Below are 17,073 nucleotides of genomic sequence, written 5' to 3'. Positions count from 1 at the left end.
TCGCCGACCGGGTCCAGTCATAGAACCTCGAGAACAAGAAAAAGGGAACTGGCATGCCCAGCCGCCAAACTGTCCGCCTTTCATTGCTGCTCAGCCTCTGCTGCGCCCAATCGGCCGTTGGGACGGCGGCCGAGACCGACGCTGCATGCAGCGAAGCGCGCGAGCGCATCAGCCAACAGATCAAGGAGGCGCGCCTGAAAGGCGATATCAGCCAGCGCGCCCATCTTGAGACACAGTTGCAAAGCCTGACCGAACGCTGCCGAGGCGTGGTTGCGCTACAGCCCAATCACGCCGAAATCGAGCGCGCCGCGCGCCTGGCTACCGTCCGCGAAGCGCAATTGCGCGACGCACTGGGCACCGGCGATTCTCAGGTAATCGAAGTGAGCAAACGGCGACTGGATCAGGCTCGCAGGCAACTGGACGACGCCAAACGCTAAGTCGCGAAGCGGCGGTCGTGACTGTCAGTAATTCCGAAATTCCTTGTGACAGGCTTCACAGGCATCCTCCACTTGCTGGAACGCCGGTGCGATACCCTCCGCTGTCACGGGTTTCTGCGCGGTAGCAGTGACCAACGCCGCGGTCCGTGCCTCGAGTTCCCGCGCCATCTCGTTGAAGCGTGCCTGTTTTTGCCAGACATCGTCGCGGGCCTCGCTCTGAGCTTCCTTGACTTCCGGGTAATACTGCCAGGGCTGACGCGACAGCTGATCAAGCTGCACCGCCCCAGCGGTGAAGCCTTCGGCATCGAAGGCCAGGCGGCCACGAAGCATGCCACCCATGTCCTCCTTGACGTCGAGCATCTGCTGGTAGGTGGCCTTGCGCTTGCCAAGCGGTGAGTTGGGATCGATGCGATCACAGCCCAACAGGGCCAGGACGGCGATCAGCGACACACTCAACGGCAACAGCTTCATGGGTAACCACTCGTAATCACAACGGTCGGTGATTATCACCGCTGCAGGCCGTTTAACCAAACCTCAACGGGTCATTGCGACCATTCACCGCCTCCGCTTTCGCAATCGATCTTGGCCTGCGCGTGGTCGGACGCCTTGTAGATATAGGTAACGATACGAGCCTGCTCAGGCAGGGTCGTGGGCACCGGCGTTGCGTTGGCCTGACTGCCCGTAGCGCGTTCATTGGCCAGCGTCGCCGGCGTCAGCGCGGCGGTGCAGACACCAATATGGCCTGAAGGGCAGCTCTGCAGGATTTCCCGCCGCGAATTCTTGATCGCTTCGTTGTTCTGGCAAACCCAGTCGATCTCGCTGTTTTCCATGCCTTCATAGCGGAAACACTTTTCGGTCACCACCGGCGGTGGCACTGCGCCGGACGTCTGGGCGCTGACGTAGCAGGAATTGGCGGCAGCAGGGAGGCTGAATACCGCGGCGGTGGCAAGCAGAACGGAACGAAGCAAGAGGTTCATGTTGGCAGCTCCTGAGGGTCATTCGCCCGGCGAGGTTCACCGAACCTTTCTCTTCGACCGCCCCGTCACGAACTGAGTTCGGCATTTCAGCCAGGCTTCGTTTTCGCCGCAGACCTGCGATTGAGCAGGCACCATTTCGGCCTCCGCCGAGTCCACTCTGCACAGCTATCGAATCCTTCACCGGGGACCCCATGCTCGAACTATCGGCCATTTTCATCAGCCTCACGGCGTTGCTTGCCTATCTCAACTACCGCTTCATCGGCTTGCCGCCCACCATCGGCGTGATGGCCACGGCGCTGGTGTTCTCGCTGCTGCTGCATGGATTGACGGTGTTGGGCCTGCCGCTGCTGGAAGAGCAGATCGAAACCCTGGTCGGCAGGATTGATTTCAATCATCTGCTGATGGATGGGATGTTGTCGTTCCTGCTGTTCGCCGGCGCCCTGCATATCAATCTGGCGGATCTGCGGGCTCGGCGCTGGGCCATTGGCCTGCTGGCGACCGTTGGCGTGCTGTTTTCCACCGCAGTGATCGGGATTGGCAGCTGGTGGATCCTCGACCTGTTTGGATTGCAGCCGCCGCTGATCTATTGCCTGCTGTTCGGCGCGCTGATTTCACCGACCGACCCCATCGCCGTGCTCGGCATCATGCGCTCGGCGGGCGCGCCAAAAGCTCTGGAAACCACCATCGTCGGTGAATCATTGTTCAATGACGGCGTCGCGGTGGTGGTGTTCACAGTGCTGCTGGGTGTGCTGGCGCGCGGAGAAGCGCCGGGGGCTGGCGAGGCTGTCTGGTTATTCTTCGAAGAAGCCGGAGGCGGCATCCTGCTCGGCGCCCTGCTCGGCGCACTGACCTTTGCTCTGCTCAAAAGCATCGACCAATACCAGGTGGAGGTCTTGCTGACCCTGGCGCTGGTTCTTGGCGGTTACACCCTGGCGACCCATCTGCACGTCTCCGGTCCGATCGCGATGGTGGTCGCCGGCCTGATCATAGGCAACCAGGGGCGCAGACATGCCATGTCCGATCACACCCGGGAGAACCTCGACAACTTCTGGGAACTGCTCGACGAGATTCTCAACGCTGTGCTTTTTGTGCTGATCGGCATGGAACTTGTGCTGCTGCCCTTCAGTACGCAATACCTGCTGATCGCTCTCTGCGTGACCATGCTCATCCTCGGCACCCGCCTGGTCACAGTCGGCCCGGCAGCCTTCGTGCTACGCAAGCTGGGGCGCGCGCTGCCCAACGGGACAGTACGCATTCTGACCTGGGGCGGGCTGCGTGGCGGAATCTCCGTCGCGCTGGTACTGGCGCTGCCAGCCAGTGAAGAGCGCAATCTGCTGCTCAACATTACCTACCTGATCGTGTTGTTCTCGATTCTGGTCCAGGGTTTGACCATAGGGCGTCTGGTCCGCCAGATCTGCACTCGCGACAGTTCAGGCGGGTGCTGACGGAGGACGCTGCGCCGGGCTTGGGATTGCGCGCGGTCACGGCTATAATCGCCGGGCTTCACACCGCCGACACCGTTCGGCCGTGCCCGCCACCTGTCCGAGGGGCGCTGCAGCAGGCTTACCATTCAGGGGTCTGTCAGGCTCGGACAGGGCGTTAACCATACGCACCAACGGCGCCCATTCGCACAAAACGAATGGAGAACTCTTCAATGAGCGCTGTCATGACGCCTGCAGGTTTCAACGATTTCAAGGTCGCCGACATTTCATTGGCCGATTGGGGCCGCCGCGAGATCATCATCGCCGAATCGGAAATGCCTGCCCTGATGGGCCTGCGCCACAAATACGCTGGTGAGCAGCCGCTGAAAGGCGCAAAGATCCTCGGCTGCATCCACATGACCATCCAGACCGCCGTCCTGATCGAGACGCTAACCGCCCTTGGCGCCGAAGTCCGCTGGTCCAGCTGCAACATCTTCTCCACTCAGGACCAGGCCGCCGCCGCCATCGCCGCCGCGGGCATCCCGGTGTTCGCCTGGAAAGGCGAGACCGAAGAAGAGTACGAGTGGTGCATCGAGCAGACCATCCTCAAGGACGGCCAGCCGTGGGACGCCAACATGATCCTCGACGACGGCGGCGACCTGACCCAGATCCTGCATGACAAGTACCCGCAGGTACTGGAGCGTGTTCACGGCGTCACCGAAGAAACCACCACCGGTGTGCACCGCCTGCAAGACATGCTCAAGAAAGGCACCCTGAAGATCCCGGCGATCAACGTCAACGACTCGGTCACCAAGAGCAAGAACGACAACAAGTACGGCTGCCGTCACAGCCTCAACGACGCCATCAAGCGCGCCACCGACCACCTGCTGTCCGGCAAGCAGGCGCTGGTCATCGGCTACGGCGACGTGGGCAAGGGCTCGGCCCAGTCGCTGCGCCAGGAAGGCATGATCGTCAAGGTCTCCGAAGTCGACCCGATCTGCGCCATGCAGGCCTGCATGGACGGCTTCGAACTGGTCTCCCCGTACAAGGACGGCCTCAATGACGGCACCGATGCCAGCATCGACACCGCGCTGCTGGGCAAGATCGACCTGATCGTCACCACCACCGGCAATGCCAACGTCTGTGACGCCGGCATGCTCAAGGCCCTAAAGAAGCGCGCCCTGGTATGCAACATCGGTCACTTCGACAACGAAATCGACACCGCCTTCATGCGCAAGAACTGGGCGTGGGAAGAGGTCAAGCCGCAGGTGCACAAGATTCACCGCACCGGCGCTGGCAGCTTCGATGCGCAGAATGACGACTACCTGATCCTGCTGGCCGAAGGCCGCCTGGTGAACCTGGGCAACGCCACCGGTCACCCGAGCCGAATCATGGACGGCTCATTCGCCAACCAGGTGCTGGCGCAGATCCACCTGTTCAACGAGAAGTTCGCTGACCTGCCGGTCGCCGAAAAGACCAAGAACGTCACCGTCATGGTGCTGCCGAAGAAGCTCGACGAGGAAGTCGCCGCGGAAATGGTCAAGGGCTTCGGTGGTGTCATCACCCGCCTGACACCGACCCAGGCCGAGTACATCGGCGTACAGGTCGAAGGCCCGTTCAAGCCGGATAGCTATCGGTATTAAATAGCTGGAAGCTGGAAGCTGGAAGCTGGAAGCAGTTCGGGAGTTCCCGCTGCCCTGGCTTCAGGCTTCAGGCTTCAAGCTTCAAGCTTGGTAAAAAATAAATGACTTCTCCGAATCGCCCCGCCATCAGCTTCGAGTTCTTTCCGACCAAGACCGACGCCGGGCATGAAAAACTGCTGGCCACCGCTCGCAGGCTGGCTGAATACAATCCTGATTTCTTTTCCTGCACCTACGGTGCCGGTGGTTCGACTCGCGACCGCACCCTCAACACCGTGCTCCAACTCGACGGTGAGGTAAAGGTGCCGACTGCGCCGCACCTGTCCTGTGTAGGCGACAGCAAGCAGGAGCTGCGCGAGCTGTTACAGCTGTATCGTAGCTCCGGCATCAAGCGCATCGTAGCCCTGCGCGGGGACCTGCCCTCGGGCATGGGCATGGCCAGCGGCGAGCTACGCTATGCCAATGAACTGGTGGAATTCATTCGCGCCGAAACGGGCGACCACTTCCACATCGAGATCGCCGCGTACCCGGAGATGCATCCGCAGGCGCGCAACTTCGAGGACGACCTGGCCAACTTCGTGCGCAAGGCCAAGGCCGGCGCGGACAGCGCCATCACCCAGTACTTCTTCAACGCCGACTGCTACTTCTACTTCGTCGAGCGTGTGCGCAAGCTTGGCGTGGAAACACCGATCGTCCCGGGCATCATGCCGATTACCAACTACAGCAAGCTGGCTCGTTTTTCCGACGCCTGTGGGGCCGAAATTCCTCGTTGGGTTCGCAAGCAGCTGGAGTCCTATGGCGATGACATGGACAGCATTCAGGCCTTCGGCACCCAGGTGATCACCGAGTTGTGCGAAAAGCTGCTTGCCGGCGGTGCACCCGGATTGCACTTCTACACCCTGAACCAGGCCGAACCCTGCCTGGCTATCTGGGACAACCTCAGGCGCGCTCGCTGAGCAGCTGTTCAGCTCCCTGTGCAAACAGGGAGCTGGCTAATGAACCTGCGAACTGCCACACTGTCCTACCAATGCGGTGTTAACAGGCTCTGTTATACTCCGCGCTTCCGCCAGGTTTACGCCCGGATGTCGTCATCGAAGAGATGCGGCAGGACCGGACGGGATCGCACGCCAGTCGCGATTCGAGCCAGGCATGATCATCCCAGGGCGTCGCCCTACACAAGACAGGATCTCTCATGTCCTTTGCTTCCCTCGGTCTCTCCGAGGCTTTGGCCGGTGCCGTCGAGGCCGCCGGCTACACCCAGCCTACACCGGTGCAACAGCGGGCCATTCCCGCCGTGTTGCAAGGACGCGACCTGATGGTCGCCGCGCAGACGGGAACCGGCAAGACCGGTGGCTTCGCGCTCCCCGTGCTGGAAATTCTGTTCCCCGGCGGACACCCCGACCGTGAACACCGCCATGGCCCTCGCCAACCGCGCGTGCTGGTGCTGACACCGACCCGCGAGCTCGCCGCTCAGGTTCATGACAGCTTCAAGCTGTACGCCCGCGACCTGCCGCTGAAAAGCGCGGTGATCTTTGGTGGCGTTGGCATGAACCCCCAGGTCCAGGCCATAGCCAAGGGCCTCGACGTGCTGGTCGCCTGCCCCGGCCGCCTGCTCGACCTGGCCAACCAGAAGGCGGTTGACCTGTCACACGTGGAAATCCTGGTTCTCGACGAAGCCGACCGCATGCTCGACATGGGCTTCATCCATGACGTGAAGAAGGTCCTCGCCAAGCTGCCGACCAAACGCCAGAACCTGCTGTTCTCGGCGACCTTTTCCAAGGACATTACCGACCTCGCCAGCAAGCTGCTGCACGAGCCGGAGAAAATCCAGGTCACGCCGCCGAATACCACCGTCGAGCGTATCGAGCAGCGGGTATTCCGCCTGCCGTCCTCGCACAAGCGCGCATTGCTGGCGCACCTGATTACCCAGGGCGCATGGGAGCAGGTACTGGTGTTCACCCGTACCAAGCACGGCGCCAATCGCCTCGCTGAATACCTGGACAAGCATGGGCTGCCGGCCGTCGCGATCCACGGCAACAAGAGTCAGAATGCCCGCACCAAAGCCTTGGCTGACTTCAAGGCGAATGCCGTACGCATCCTGGTTGCAACCGATATCGCCGCCCGCGGTCTGGATATCGATCAGCTGCCACACGTGGTCAACTTCGAACTGCCCAACGTCGAGGAAGACTACGTCCACCGTATCGGCCGTACCGGCCGTGCCGGCCGCAGCGGCGAGGCGATCTCGCTGGTGGCGCCAGATGAGGAGAAGCTGCTCAAGGGCATCGAACGGATGACCAAGCAGAAGATACCGGACGGTGACCTGATGGGCTTCGACGCCAGCACCATCGAGGCGGAAAAGCCGGAAGTGCGCGAGCCACGTCAGCCGCGCCCGCCTCGCAATGGCGAGCGCAAGCCGCGGCCCGAGCGCGCCGCGAAAGCAACCGAAGCAGGCGGCGAGTCGAAGGAACGCGATCGCAACCGCCGCGGTCGCAACAAGCCCCGCAACGCGAACGCGGGTCAGAGCGCGCCGGCCCAAGGCGCTGCCGCCGCACCGGTAAGCCGCCCGCCACGTCTACCCAGCGACCGCGATCCGGAAGTGTTTCTCGACGATGAGCTGGACAATTTCGGCAACAAGGTCGATTACGTCAGCCCCTATCAGAACAAGCAGGGCCGTGGTCGGCGCCCGGGTGGTCAACCCGGCGGCCAGCCGCGTGCGGCAAGCCCTCGCGGCGCTGGAGGCCCGACGGCCTCAGCAGGCGCACAGGGTAAAGGCAAGCGCCAGGGTCAGCCAGCCCGTGGCGTTCAGCCACGTCGCAAGAACGAAGGTCGTCGAATCGATGGCGAGGTCGGCGGCGCCCGGCGGGATGCGGCAGAGAAACCAAAGGACAAGCAGCCAGTGATCATTCACAAGGAGTCGAAGATCGACCGCCTGCCGAGTATCGAGCAGCTCGATCAATTGCCGTCCAAGCCTCGCAGCGAAAAGCCAGCATTGCTGACGCGCAATCGCTGAGACCTGGCATATAAAGAAACGCCGCCCCGGCTAACTGCAGGGGCGGCGTTTTTGTTTGCAGTAATCGAACAGTACCGCTACGGGCTCAACCTTCGCTGGGCAGTGGCTGCGCCTGTGCATCCCACCCGCCACCGAGGGCCTTGAACAGCTCGACTTCACTGATCATCTGCGACAGGCGATCGCTGATGAACTGCTGCTGCACTTCAAACAGCTGCCGCTGTGCATCGAGGAGGGTCAGGTAACTGTCAACACCAGTGCGGTAGCGCCGCTCGGCGAGCCGATAGTAGTCCTCACTGGCTTCCAGCAGATCACGCTGAGCCTGAAGCTGGCGCACATAGGTCGCCTGGGCCGCCAATCCGTCGGCCACCTCACGGAAAGCAGTCTGGATCGCCGATTCATACTGCGCTACCTGGATATTGCGGCTGATCTCGGCATAGTCGAGGTTAGCGCGCAGCTGACCGGCATTGAAGATGGGCACACTGATGCTCGGCGCAAAATTCCAGTAGCTGGAGCCCCCGTCGAACAGGCCGGAGAGCTCGCTGCTTGCCGTACCCACCGCGCCGGTGAGGCTGATGCGCGGGAAAAACGCCGCCCTGGCCGCGCCGATGTTCGCGTTGGCTGCACGCAACTGGTATTCGGCCTGGATGATGTCCGGACGCTTGTAGAGCAGATCGGAAGGCAGCCCCACGGGTACCGTGGCCAGCAGGTCGCGTTCCAGCCGACCGTCGGCAGGCAGATCGACGGGAATGCCCTGCCCCAGCAGCAGTGTCAGTGCATTGCGATCCTGAGCCACCTGACGGGTATAGCGCTCGATGCCCACCCGTGCGGTATCGACTGCACTGCGCGCCTGGCTCAACTCGAGCGCCGAGGCAACGCCCACGTCGAAACTGCGCTGGGTAAGCGAGAGGCTTTCCTCGTAGGTATCCAATGTATCGCGGCTGACCTGCAACAGGGCCTGGTCGGCTTGCAAGGTCAGCCAGGCGTTGGCCACGCTGGCGATCAGGCTTATCTGGGCACTGCGCTGGGCCGCCTCGGTGGCGAAATACTCTTGCAGCGCTTGCTCGCGCAGGCTGCCCAGGCGCCCGAACAGATCGAGTTCCCAGGACACGCCGAGGGTTGCACTGTACTGGCTGCTGATCGTGCTTTCACCGGTCTGATTCAGATCGCCCGGCGTGCGGGTGCGACTGCCGGCGCCATCACCGCTCACCAGCGGTAGCACATCGGCCCGCTGCACCCGATACAGGGCTCGATAGGCCTCGACATTCAGGGCGGCGACACGCAGGTCGCGGTTGTTCTCCAGGGCCACGCTTATCAATTCACGCAGGGCGGGATCTTTGAAAAACGTCGGCCAGTCCATCTCCATCTGCTGCCCTTTGGCGGCGCTGGCTGATGCAAGGTAGGCCTCACCCTCCGGCCAGCTGGCAGCAGTTGGCGCCTCGGGTCGCTGGTAATCCGGAATCAACGAGCATCCGCTCAGCGCTGCCATCAGCGCCAGACTCAGTACTGACTTGTTCATTGCGCCTCTCCGTTTTGCTCGACGCCGATGGTCTTTTTGCGCTTGCCCACCGAAGACACCACGACATAGAACAGCGGTACCCAGAAGATCGCCAGCAGCATGGCGCTGAGCATGCCGCCGATCACGCCGGTTCCGATCGCATGCTTACTGCCCGCACCCGCCCCGCTGGATATCGCCAGCGGAAGCACACCCAGCATGAAAGCCAGGGAAGTCATGATGATAGGACGCAAACGGATGCGGCAGGCCTCGATCGCCGCATCCGCCAGGGTCATGCCCTGCTCGTGCAAGGTCTTGGCGAACTCCACAATCAGGATCGCGTTACGCGCCGACAACCCCACGGTGGTCAGCAGCCCGACCTGAAAAAAGACGTCGTTCGACAAGCCGCGGCCCATGGTGAAAGCCAGCGCGCCAACAATGCCCAGCGGCACGACCAGCATGACCGAGAGCGGAACCGACCAGCTTTCGTACAGCGCCGCGAGCGCGAGGAACACCACCAGCAGCGACAGCGCATAGAGTGCGGGCGCCTGCGACCCGGACAAACGCTCCTCATAAGACTGACCAGTCCATGAGTAACCGATGCCCGCCGGCAACTGCTCGGCGATCCGCTCGACCGCAGCCATGGCTTCGCCGGAGCTGTATCCGGGCGCAGCCGCGCCCAGGATTTCCATTGCCGGCACGCCATTGAAACGAGTCAGCTTTGGCGGGCCATATGTCCACTCACCGGTGGCGAAGGCGGTAAACGGCACCATCTCGCCTGCATCGTTGCGCACATACCACTTGCCAAGGTCCTCCGGGTTCATTCGTGAGGTGGGCTCGCCCTGCATGTAGACACGCTTGACCCGACCCCGGTCGATGAAGTCATTGACGTAGCTCGAGCCCCAGGCGATGGACAGCGAGTCGTTGATCGCAGCAAGGGAAACCTGATGGGCACGCGCTTTTTCGTCGTCGATGATCAGGTGATACTGCGGTTCGTCACGCATACCGTTGAAGCGAACGCCCGTAAGGGTAGGATCCTCGGAAGCCAGCTGCATGAACTGGTCGCGTGCCTTGGTCAGGGCTTCATGGCCGAGCCCGGCCTGGTCCTGCAGGTACACGTCGAAGCCGGTGGCATTGCCCAGCTCCATCACCGCTGGCGGCGCGAAGGCGAACACCATGGCGTCGCGCAGGCTGAAGAAGTACCCCTGGGCGCGCTCAGCCAGCTCGAACACCCCCTGCCCGGCCTCGGTGCGCTCTTCCCACGGCTTGAGCATGATGAAGGCCATACCTGAACTCTGGCCGCGCCCCGCAAAGTTGAAGCCGGTGATGGTAAACACCGAGTTGACCGTCTCGCTTTCTTCAGTCAACAGGTATTCGCGCATCTGCTCGACGACTTCCTGGGTGCGACTCGCGGTCGAACCAGCCGGCGTCTGCACCTGGGCGAAGAGTACGCCCTGATCTTCTTCCGGCAGGAACGCAGTTGGAATGCGGGTAAACATCCAGATCATGATGCCGACGATGATCAGGTACATCAGCAGGTAGGGCGCCTTGCGCCGCAGCACGGCAGCCACTCCGCGCTCGTAGCGCAGGGTGCCGCGCTCGAAGGTGCGATTGAACCAGCCGAAGAACCCGCGCTTGCCTTCATGATCGCCGCTGTGCGGCTTGAGAATGGTGGCGCACAGCGCGGGCGTGAAGATCAGCGCCACCAGCACCGAGAGCACCATGGCCGAGACGATGGTGATAGAGAACTGACGGTAGATCACCCCGGTCGAGCCACCGAAGAAGGCCATCGGCAGCAGCACAGCCGACAGCACCACACCGATACCGACCAGTGCGCTCTGTATCTGGCCCATGGACTTGCGCGTAGCCTCTCGCGCAGAAAGCCCCTCCTCGCGCATCACCCGTTCGACGTTTTCCACCACCACGATGGCGTCGTCCACCAGCAGTCCGATGGCCAGGATCATGGCGAACATGGTGAGCGTGTTGATGCTGTATCCGAACGTCAGCAGGATGGCGAAAGTGCCGAGGATGACCACCGGCACCGCCAGCGTAGGGATCAGCGTCGCCCGCAGGTTCTGCAGGAACAGGAACATCACCAGGAACACGAGCACGAAAGCTTCGATCAGCGTGTGCACCACGCCTTCGATGGAGGCGGAAATCACCGGCGTGGTGTCGTAGGGATAAACCACTTCGACGCCCGGCGGGAAGAAAGGCTCGAGCTCGGAGATCGTCTCGCGGACCGCTGTTGCGGTGTCGAGCGCATTGCCACCCGCGGCAAGGCGTATCCCCAGGCCCGCCGCTGGCCGGCCGTTGTACTCGGCGCGGATCGCATAGCTCTCCGCTCCCAGCTCGACCTTGGCCACATCGCGCAGACGCACCTGAGATCCGTCGGCATTGACCTTCAGCAGGATTTTCTCGAACTGCTCAGGCGTCTCCAGCCGGGTCTTGCCGATGATAGTGGCGTTGAGCTGCTGGGTTTCAACTGCCGGCAGGCCGCCGAGCTGACCGGACGACACCTGTACGTTCTGTTCCTGGATCGCAGAGCGAACATCCACTGCGGTCAGCTGGAACTGCTGCAACTTGCCCGGGTCGAGCCAGATACGCATCGCGTACTGGGCGCCGAACACCTGAAAGTCGCCAACGCCGGGCGTGCGCGAGATCGGGTCCTGCACATTGGCGACGATATAGTTGGCCAGGTCGAAGTTGCTCTGCTGCCCGTCCTTGGACACCAGTGCCACCACCATCAGGAAGTTGCGCGCCGATTTCGACACACGAATGCCCTGCTGCTGAACCGCCTGAGGCAGCAGGGGCGTGGCCAGCTGCAGCTTGTTCTGTACCTGCACTTGCGCGATGTCAGGGTTGGTGCCCTGTTCGAAGGTCACATTGATCGTCATGCTGCCATCGGAGTTGCTTTCCGATGAGATGTAGCGCAGCCCGTCGAGACCATTGAGCTGCTGTTCGATGACCTGAACGACGGTGTCCTGGACAGTTCGCGCCGAAGCGCCCGGATAGTTGACCGAAATAGACACGTTCGGCGGCGCGATGCTCGGGTACTGGTTGACCGGCAGATTGAGGACCGCCAGCGTTCCGGCAAGCATCAGTACCAGGGCAATTACCCAGGCAAAGATTGGCCGATCGATAAAGAACTTGGACATGTCTGGTTATTCCCCTTGGCCAGCGGCCGGCGCTGCGCCTGCCTGACCACTGCTCTGTCCCGCCTGCTGGACATTCCCGGCAGGCCGCGGATTGACTTCGACACCAGGGCGAATGAATTGCAGCCCTTCGGTGATCACACGATCACCTGGCTGCAAGCCTTCGCTTACCAGCCAGCGATTGCCGACAGCACGCTCTGTCTTGATCTGACGCAGTTCGACCTTGTTGTCGGCGCCAACCACCATGGCCGTGGGCTCACCTCGGGCATCACGGGTAACGCCCTGCTGAGGTACCAGCAAGGCCTGTTCACGAACACCGGCCAGCAGACGCGCGTGAACGAACATGCCAGGCAGCAGGTCTTTCTCCGGGTTCGGAAACTTGGCGCGAATGGTGACCGAGCCCGTACCTTCATCCACGGCCACTTCGGCGACTTCCAACGTGCCGTCATGCGGATATTCGGAGCCGTCCGGCAGTATCAGCCGGGCCTTCGCTGCGCTGTCCCCGGCTTGCTGCAGCCGGCCGCTCTCCAGATCCCGCCGCAGAGCCATCAGATCCTGCACCGGCTGGGTCACATCGACATAGATCGGATCGAGCTGTTGGATAGTCGCCAGTTCCTGCGCCTGGCCATTGCTGACCAGTGCCCCCTCGGTCACCGCGGAGCGGCCAATGCGGCCGGAGATCGGCGCGAGCACCTTGGTATAGCGAAGGTCGATTTTCGCCCGCTCCAGCTCGGCCTGGGCTTGCAGAGATGCCGCCCGGGCCTCGTCATGGGCTTGCTGGCTCACCGCCTGCTCCTTGACCAGCAGCCCGTAACGATCCGCCAGCGACTTGGCCGACGCCAGCTGCGCCTGGGTGCTTTTCAGGGTGGCCTCGTAGACAGCAGGGTCGATTTGATAGAGCTGCTGACCTTTCTTGACGTCGCTGCCTTCGGTAAACAGACGCTTCTGAATGATCCCGCTGACCTGAGGCCGTACCTCGGCAACACGGAACGCAGTGGTTCGGCCTGGCAACTCGGTAGTCAGTTCGAACGGCTCGGTCTCCAGCGTCACGATGCCAACCTGAGGGGCCGGCTGCCCCGCCGGTGCCGCCGCTTGTTCTTCCTGACAACCGCTAAGCAGCGCTACGGCGATAAAGAGTGGAATCAGAACAGCACTGGCTGGCTTGATTGACATCGGGAGTGACCTCATTGAACAGATGGCCCTGGAGCAGAACAGCCCGGGCAGACTCGAATGGCAGAATGCGGCGAATATACTTACATGCAGGACTGTTTGTAAACAGTCGGTCACGTCTCCCACGGGCTATCGCGCCGATAGCCATAACGTCGTGCCGGGTCTTTCAGGTTTGCTCGGCGCAGTCGTGTCTGTCGGTCAGAAAGAAGAACGCCGGCTAACGCCGGCGTCTGGTGACTGCGATCGATTACTGGCGAATGCCTTCAACCGAGATGATCAGATCAACCGTCTGCGATGCCGGGCCAAGATCCATCTTGATATCGAAGTCCTTCAAGGTGAGCGTCGTAGTGCCCTCGAAGCCCGCACGATAGCCGCCCCACGGATCCTTGCCTTCGCCGAGGAACTTGGCAGCGATGACCACCGGCTTGGTGACGCCGTTGAGTGTCAAGTTACCGGTGATATCGGCAGTACCGTCGCCGGTCGGCTTGACCGAGGTCGACTCGAAGGTCGCAGTCGGGTGCTCGGAGACGTTCAGGAAGTCCTCGCTGCGCAGGTGCTTGTCACGCTCGGCATGGTTGGAAAAAACACTGTCCGTCTGCAACGTCACCTTCACACTGCTCGCTTCCGGGTTGGAAGCATCGAAACTGAAGTTGCCGTCGAACTCCTTGAACGAGCCCCACAACCAGCTGTAGCCGAGGTGGCTGATCTTGAAGTTGACAAAGGCATGCTGGCCTTTGGTGTCGATCGCGTAATCGGCAGCGAGCGCCTGGCCAGCAAAAATCATCGAGCCCAGCGCCAGTGCAGCGAAGCTTTTCTTCAACATGGAATACTCCTTTGGAGGTTTGTCAGGCATCGGCGCGGCCGAACATCCGTTTTAACGTCGGATCGCGATCGATGAAATGGTGCTTCAGAGCCGCCAGGGCATGCAGACCGGAGAAAATCACCAGTCCCCAGGCGAGGTATTCATGTACCAGACCAGCCAAGTCTTCCTGGTCCGGAATCGAGGTGATCAGTGCAGGCACTTCGAACCAGCCAAACACGCTGATGTCGCGGCCGTCCGCTGTCGAAATGAGGTAGCCGGAGATCATCACCGCGAACAGGCCAAGATATAGAGCACCATGACCAACCTTGGTCGCCATCCGCGTCAATTTCCCATGATTGGCGAGTGGCGCTGGACCGCTGTTGAGGAAGCGCCAGAAGACGCGCACGACCATCAAGGCCAGCAAGAGCAAGCCGATACTTTTATGAATGTCCGGCGCCGTACGGTACCAACTGCTGTAATAGGTCAGCCCGACCATCCAGTAACCCAGCGCGAACAGCCCAACCACAGCAACCGCTACCAGCCAGTGCATCGTGATGCTGACCAGGCCGTAGTTACTGGAAGAGTTTCGCCAATGCATTGCTAAGTCCTGAGCTGCAGAAGCGATTAGCCTAACGGCTAACCGATCGAAATGAATCGCATTTTTTCGTTTCAAAATATCGACCGGGCAGATAGATCGGCGCTGACGAGTGCGCCGAGGGTTTCTGCTAGGCTTCGCGCGACGCCGACGCCAAGGAGCAACGATGAGCCTGAATGACAGCTGGATGCAGCGCGACCTGTCCGTACTCTGGCATCCCTGCACCCAGATGAAAGATCACGAACAGCTGCCCCTGATTCCGATCCGGCGCGGCGAGGGCGTGTGGCTAGAGGATTTTGACGGAAAGCGCTATCTGGACGCCGTCAGTTCCTGGTGGGTGAATGTGTTCGGCCACGCCAACCCACGCATCAATCAACGCATCAAGGACCAGCTCGATCAACTCGAACACGTCATGCTTGCCGGCTTCAGCCACCAGCCGGTGGTGGAGCTTTCGGAGCGGTTGGTCAGCATTACGCCTGCCGGCCTCGACCGGGTGTTCTACACGGACAACGGATCGACCGGCATCGAAGTCGCGCTGAAGATGAGCTTCCACTACTGGCGCAACATCGGGCAACCAGCCAAGCAGCGGTTCGTCACCCTCACCAACAGCTATCACGGCGAGACGGTCGCAGCCATGTCGGTAGGCGATGTGGCGTTGTTCACCGACACCTACAAGCCACTGCTGCTCGACACCTTCAAGGTACCCAGCCCGGACTGCTATCTGCGTCCGGACGGCGTGAGCTGGGAAGAACATTCGCGCGCCATGTTCACCCATATGGAGCAGACGCTGGCCGAGCACCATCAGCAGGTGGCCGCGGTCATCGTTGAACCGCTGATCCAGGGCGCAGGTGGCATGCGAATGTATCACCCGGTCTACCTGAAGCTGCTTCGTGAAGCCTGCGACCGATACGATGTGCATCTCATCCACGACGAGATCGCCGTAGGCTTCGGCCGCACCGGGACTATGTTTGCCTGCGAGCAGGCCGGCATCACGCCGGACTTCCTCTGTTTATCCAAAGCGCTGACTGGGGGCTACCTGCCCATGGCCGCCGTGTTGACGACGGACAAGCTGTACCAGGCGTTCTACGACGATTACGCGACGCTGCGCGCCTTCCTTCACTCTCATACCTATACCGGCAACCCACTCGCCTGCGCGGCCGCGTTGGCCACGCTGGACATCTTCGAACAAGACAATGTCATCGAAGCCAACAAGGCGCTGGCGGCGCGCATGGCCACCGCCACCGCACATCTGACCGACCACCCACAGGTGGCAGAGGTGCGCCAGACTGGTATGGCACTGGCCATCGAGATGGTTCAGGACAAAGCCGGAAAGAAGCCCTACCCCTGGCAGGAACGACGCGGTCTCAAGGTTTATCAGCACGCTTTGCAGCGCGGCGCATTGCTGCGTCCGCTGGGTAGTGTCGTGTACTTCCTGCCGCCCTACACCATCACCGAAGAGCAGATCGATTTTCTCGCCGAGGTTGCAACAGAGGGCATCGACATCGCAACGCGCGCCGTCAGCGTCTCCGTCCCCGCGACTGGTCCGGAAGACTTCCGCGACCCCGGATAACCGCGGCAGTGTTCAGGCGCCGTCCGGAAAGCATTAGACTGCCGTTCCTTCATGCCTGCCTGTGCCCTAGCCCATGCGCCTATCCCGCTTTTTTATCGACGCGCCATTGTCCCTCGGCCTCCAGCGCTTGCCGGAGGCCACAGCCCATTACATCAGTCGGGTATTGCGGCTCACCGCTGGCGATGCCGTGCAACTGTTCGATGGCAGCGGTACGGAATTTCGCGGCGAACTGGCCGAGGTGGGCAAGAAACAGGTATCGGTAACGTTACACGAGCAGCTCGCAGGACAGCCTGAATCGAACCTGCGCATTCATCTCGGGCAAGGCCTATCACGGGGTGAAAGGATGGATTGGGCGATCCAGAAAGCCACCGAACTGGGTGTAGCAGAGATCACGCCGGTCGTCAGTGAACGCTGCGAGGTCAGATTGAAGGACGAGCGCGCCGACAAGCGCCTGGCTCACTGGCGCCAGATAGCCATAAGCGCGTGCGAACAGTGCGGTCGATCCGTCATTCCCGTCATCCATCCACCCGTTCAGCTTCAGGACTGGCTGACCGTGGAAGCGGAGCTGAAACTCGTTCTTCATCCGGTGGCCGAGCCGCTGTCGACTCACCAGCCGCCCCGCACGCTGGCCTTTCTGATCGGCCCAGAGGGAGGGCTCAAGGAAAACGAAGTCGACCTGGCGCTTGCCGCCGGCTTCCGGGCCGCTCGCCTTGGTCCACGGGTCTTGCGCACGGAGACGGCACCCGTCGTCGCGCTCAGCGTCGCCCAGCAGTTATGGGGCGATTTTCAGCAATAGAAGGTGCGGCA

At 61.6% G+C, this 17,073-nt stretch carries 14 protein-coding genes and 1 riboswitch; of the genes, 7 read left to right on the top strand and 7 right to left on the bottom strand.

Features of this window, described 5'->3' with window-relative positions; genetic code table 11:
* Positions 1–53 precede the first annotated feature (53 nt).
* On the top strand, positions 54–437 hold the full coding sequence (locus AC4LFW_RS20680; RefSeq protein ID WP_491821671.1) for a DUF1090 family protein: 384 nt from the start codon (positions 54–56) through the stop codon (positions 435–437).
* A 24-nt stretch (positions 438–461) separates the two neighbouring features.
* Here the strand turns inward: AC4LFW_RS20680 and AC4LFW_RS20675 are convergent, their stop codons facing one another.
* Complete coding sequence (locus AC4LFW_RS20675) at positions 462–908, bottom strand: c-type cytochrome (RefSeq protein WP_491821669.1); 447 nt, start codon at positions 906–908, stop codon at positions 462–464.
* 71 nt (positions 909–979) lie between these two features.
* On the bottom strand, positions 980–1,414 hold the full coding sequence (locus AC4LFW_RS20670; RefSeq protein ID WP_491821667.1) for a hypothetical protein: 435 nt from the start codon (positions 1,412–1,414) through the stop codon (positions 980–982).
* Between the two features lie 191 nt (positions 1,415–1,605).
* Between AC4LFW_RS20670 and AC4LFW_RS20665 the strand changes: the two genes are divergently transcribed.
* From AC4LFW_RS20665 to rhlE2, 4 genes are all read left to right on the top strand, one after another.
* Entirely contained in the window at positions 1,606–2,859 is a 1,254-nt protein-coding gene (locus AC4LFW_RS20665; RefSeq protein ID WP_491821665.1) for a cation:proton antiporter, read from the top strand.
* 93 nt (positions 2,860–2,952) lie between these two features.
* A riboswitch (S-adenosyl-L-homocysteine riboswitch) is annotated at positions 2,953–3,045 on the top strand.
* 23 nt (positions 3,046–3,068) lie between these two features.
* Entirely contained in the window at positions 3,069–4,478 is a 1,410-nt protein-coding gene (ahcY, locus tag AC4LFW_RS20660) for an adenosylhomocysteinase (RefSeq protein ID WP_491821663.1), read from the top strand.
* Positions 4,479–4,579: 101 nt separating this feature from the next.
* On the top strand, positions 4,580–5,431 hold the full coding sequence (metF, locus tag AC4LFW_RS20655; protein ID WP_491821661.1) for a methylenetetrahydrofolate reductase [NAD(P)H]: 852 nt from the start codon (positions 4,580–4,582) through the stop codon (positions 5,429–5,431).
* A gap of 236 nt (positions 5,432–5,667) precedes the next feature.
* The gene (rhlE2, locus tag AC4LFW_RS20650) at positions 5,668–7,485 is read left to right on the top strand and encodes an RNA helicase RhlE2 (RefSeq protein ID WP_491821659.1); all 1,818 of its coding nucleotides are present in this window, start codon (positions 5,668–5,670) and stop codon (positions 7,483–7,485) included.
* Between the two features lie 85 nt (positions 7,486–7,570).
* Here the strand turns inward: rhlE2 and adeC are convergent, their stop codons facing one another.
* From adeC to AC4LFW_RS20625, 5 genes are all read right to left on the bottom strand, one after another.
* Positions 7,571–9,001 (bottom strand): AdeC/AdeK/OprM family multidrug efflux complex outer membrane factor, encoded by a 1,431-nt coding sequence (gene adeC / locus AC4LFW_RS20645; RefSeq protein WP_491821657.1) that lies wholly within the window; start codon positions 8,999–9,001, stop codon positions 7,571–7,573.
* Positions 8,998–12,132 carry an efflux RND transporter permease subunit gene (locus AC4LFW_RS20640; protein WP_491821655.1) on the bottom strand — a complete coding sequence of 1,045 codons (3,135 nt, stop codon included), beginning with the start codon at positions 12,130–12,132 and terminating at the stop codon, positions 8,998–9,000. The genes adeC and AC4LFW_RS20640 overlap by 4 nt, the downstream gene beginning before the upstream one ends.
* Before the next feature lie 6 nt (positions 12,133–12,138).
* A complete protein-coding gene (locus AC4LFW_RS20635) occupies positions 12,139–13,302 on the bottom strand; it encodes an efflux RND transporter periplasmic adaptor subunit (RefSeq protein ID WP_491821653.1) in 1,164 nt (387 codons plus the stop codon).
* Between the two features lie 244 nt (positions 13,303–13,546).
* Positions 13,547–14,122, bottom strand: a complete 576-nt coding sequence (locus AC4LFW_RS20630) for a YceI family protein (RefSeq protein WP_491821651.1) — start codon at positions 14,120–14,122, stop codon at positions 13,547–13,549.
* 22 nt (positions 14,123–14,144) lie between these two features.
* Positions 14,145–14,699, bottom strand: a complete 555-nt coding sequence (locus AC4LFW_RS20625; RefSeq protein WP_491821649.1) for a cytochrome b — start codon at positions 14,697–14,699, stop codon at positions 14,145–14,147.
* A gap of 163 nt (positions 14,700–14,862) precedes the next feature.
* Between AC4LFW_RS20625 and AC4LFW_RS20620 the strand changes: the two genes are divergently transcribed.
* Both AC4LFW_RS20620 and AC4LFW_RS20615 read left to right on the top strand, forming a co-directional pair.
* Positions 14,863–16,266, top strand: coding sequence for an adenosylmethionine--8-amino-7-oxononanoate transaminase (locus AC4LFW_RS20620; protein ID WP_491821647.1), 1,404 nt, complete (start codon positions 14,863–14,865; stop codon positions 16,264–16,266).
* A 73-nt stretch (positions 16,267–16,339) separates the two neighbouring features.
* Positions 16,340–17,062 carry a 16S rRNA (uracil(1498)-N(3))-methyltransferase gene (locus AC4LFW_RS20615; protein ID WP_491821645.1) on the top strand — a complete coding sequence of 241 codons (723 nt, stop codon included), beginning with the start codon at positions 16,340–16,342 and terminating at the stop codon, positions 17,060–17,062.
* Positions 17,063–17,073 lie beyond the last annotated feature (11 nt).

The organism is Stutzerimonas sp. C6.4V (assembly GCF_058536345.1).
This window is presented reverse-complemented; position numbering and strand designations above follow the sequence as displayed.

What these genes read in the sequence shown, in the direction of transcription:
- AC4LFW_RS20680 (WP_491821671.1), top strand. Translation starts at nt 54, where the DNA reads ATGCCCAGCCGCCAAACTGTCCGCCTTTCATTGCTGCTCAGCCTCTGC.
- AC4LFW_RS20675 (WP_491821669.1), bottom strand. Translation starts at nt 908, where the DNA reads ATGAAGCTGTTGCCGTTGAGTGTGTCGCTGATCGCCGTCCTGGCCCTG.
- AC4LFW_RS20670 (WP_491821667.1), bottom strand. Translation starts at nt 1,414, where the DNA reads ATGAACCTCTTGCTTCGTTCCGTTCTGCTTGCCACCGCCGCGGTATTC.
- AC4LFW_RS20665 (WP_491821665.1), top strand. Translation starts at nt 1,606, where the DNA reads ATGCTCGAACTATCGGCCATTTTCATCAGCCTCACGGCGTTGCTTGCC.
- ahcY (WP_491821663.1), top strand. Translation starts at nt 3,069, where the DNA reads ATGAGCGCTGTCATGACGCCTGCAGGTTTCAACGATTTCAAGGTCGCC.
- metF (WP_491821661.1), top strand. Translation starts at nt 4,580, where the DNA reads ATGACTTCTCCGAATCGCCCCGCCATCAGCTTCGAGTTCTTTCCGACC.
- rhlE2 (WP_491821659.1), top strand. Translation starts at nt 5,668, where the DNA reads ATGTCCTTTGCTTCCCTCGGTCTCTCCGAGGCTTTGGCCGGTGCCGTC.
- adeC (WP_491821657.1), bottom strand. Translation starts at nt 9,001, where the DNA reads ATGAACAAGTCAGTACTGAGTCTGGCGCTGATGGCAGCGCTGAGCGGA.
- AC4LFW_RS20640 (WP_491821655.1), bottom strand. Translation starts at nt 12,132, where the DNA reads ATGTCCAAGTTCTTTATCGATCGGCCAATCTTTGCCTGGGTAATTGCC.
- AC4LFW_RS20635 (WP_491821653.1), bottom strand. Translation starts at nt 13,302, where the DNA reads ATGTCAATCAAGCCAGCCAGTGCTGTTCTGATTCCACTCTTTATCGCC.
- AC4LFW_RS20630 (WP_491821651.1), bottom strand. Translation starts at nt 14,122, where the DNA reads ATGTTGAAGAAAAGCTTCGCTGCACTGGCGCTGGGCTCGATGATTTTT.
- AC4LFW_RS20625 (WP_491821649.1), bottom strand. Translation starts at nt 14,699, where the DNA reads ATGCATTGGCGAAACTCTTCCAGTAACTACGGCCTGGTCAGCATCACG.
- AC4LFW_RS20620 (WP_491821647.1), top strand. Translation starts at nt 14,863, where the DNA reads ATGAGCCTGAATGACAGCTGGATGCAGCGCGACCTGTCCGTACTCTGG.
- AC4LFW_RS20615 (WP_491821645.1), top strand. Translation starts at nt 16,340, where the DNA reads ATGCGCCTATCCCGCTTTTTTATCGACGCGCCATTGTCCCTCGGCCTC.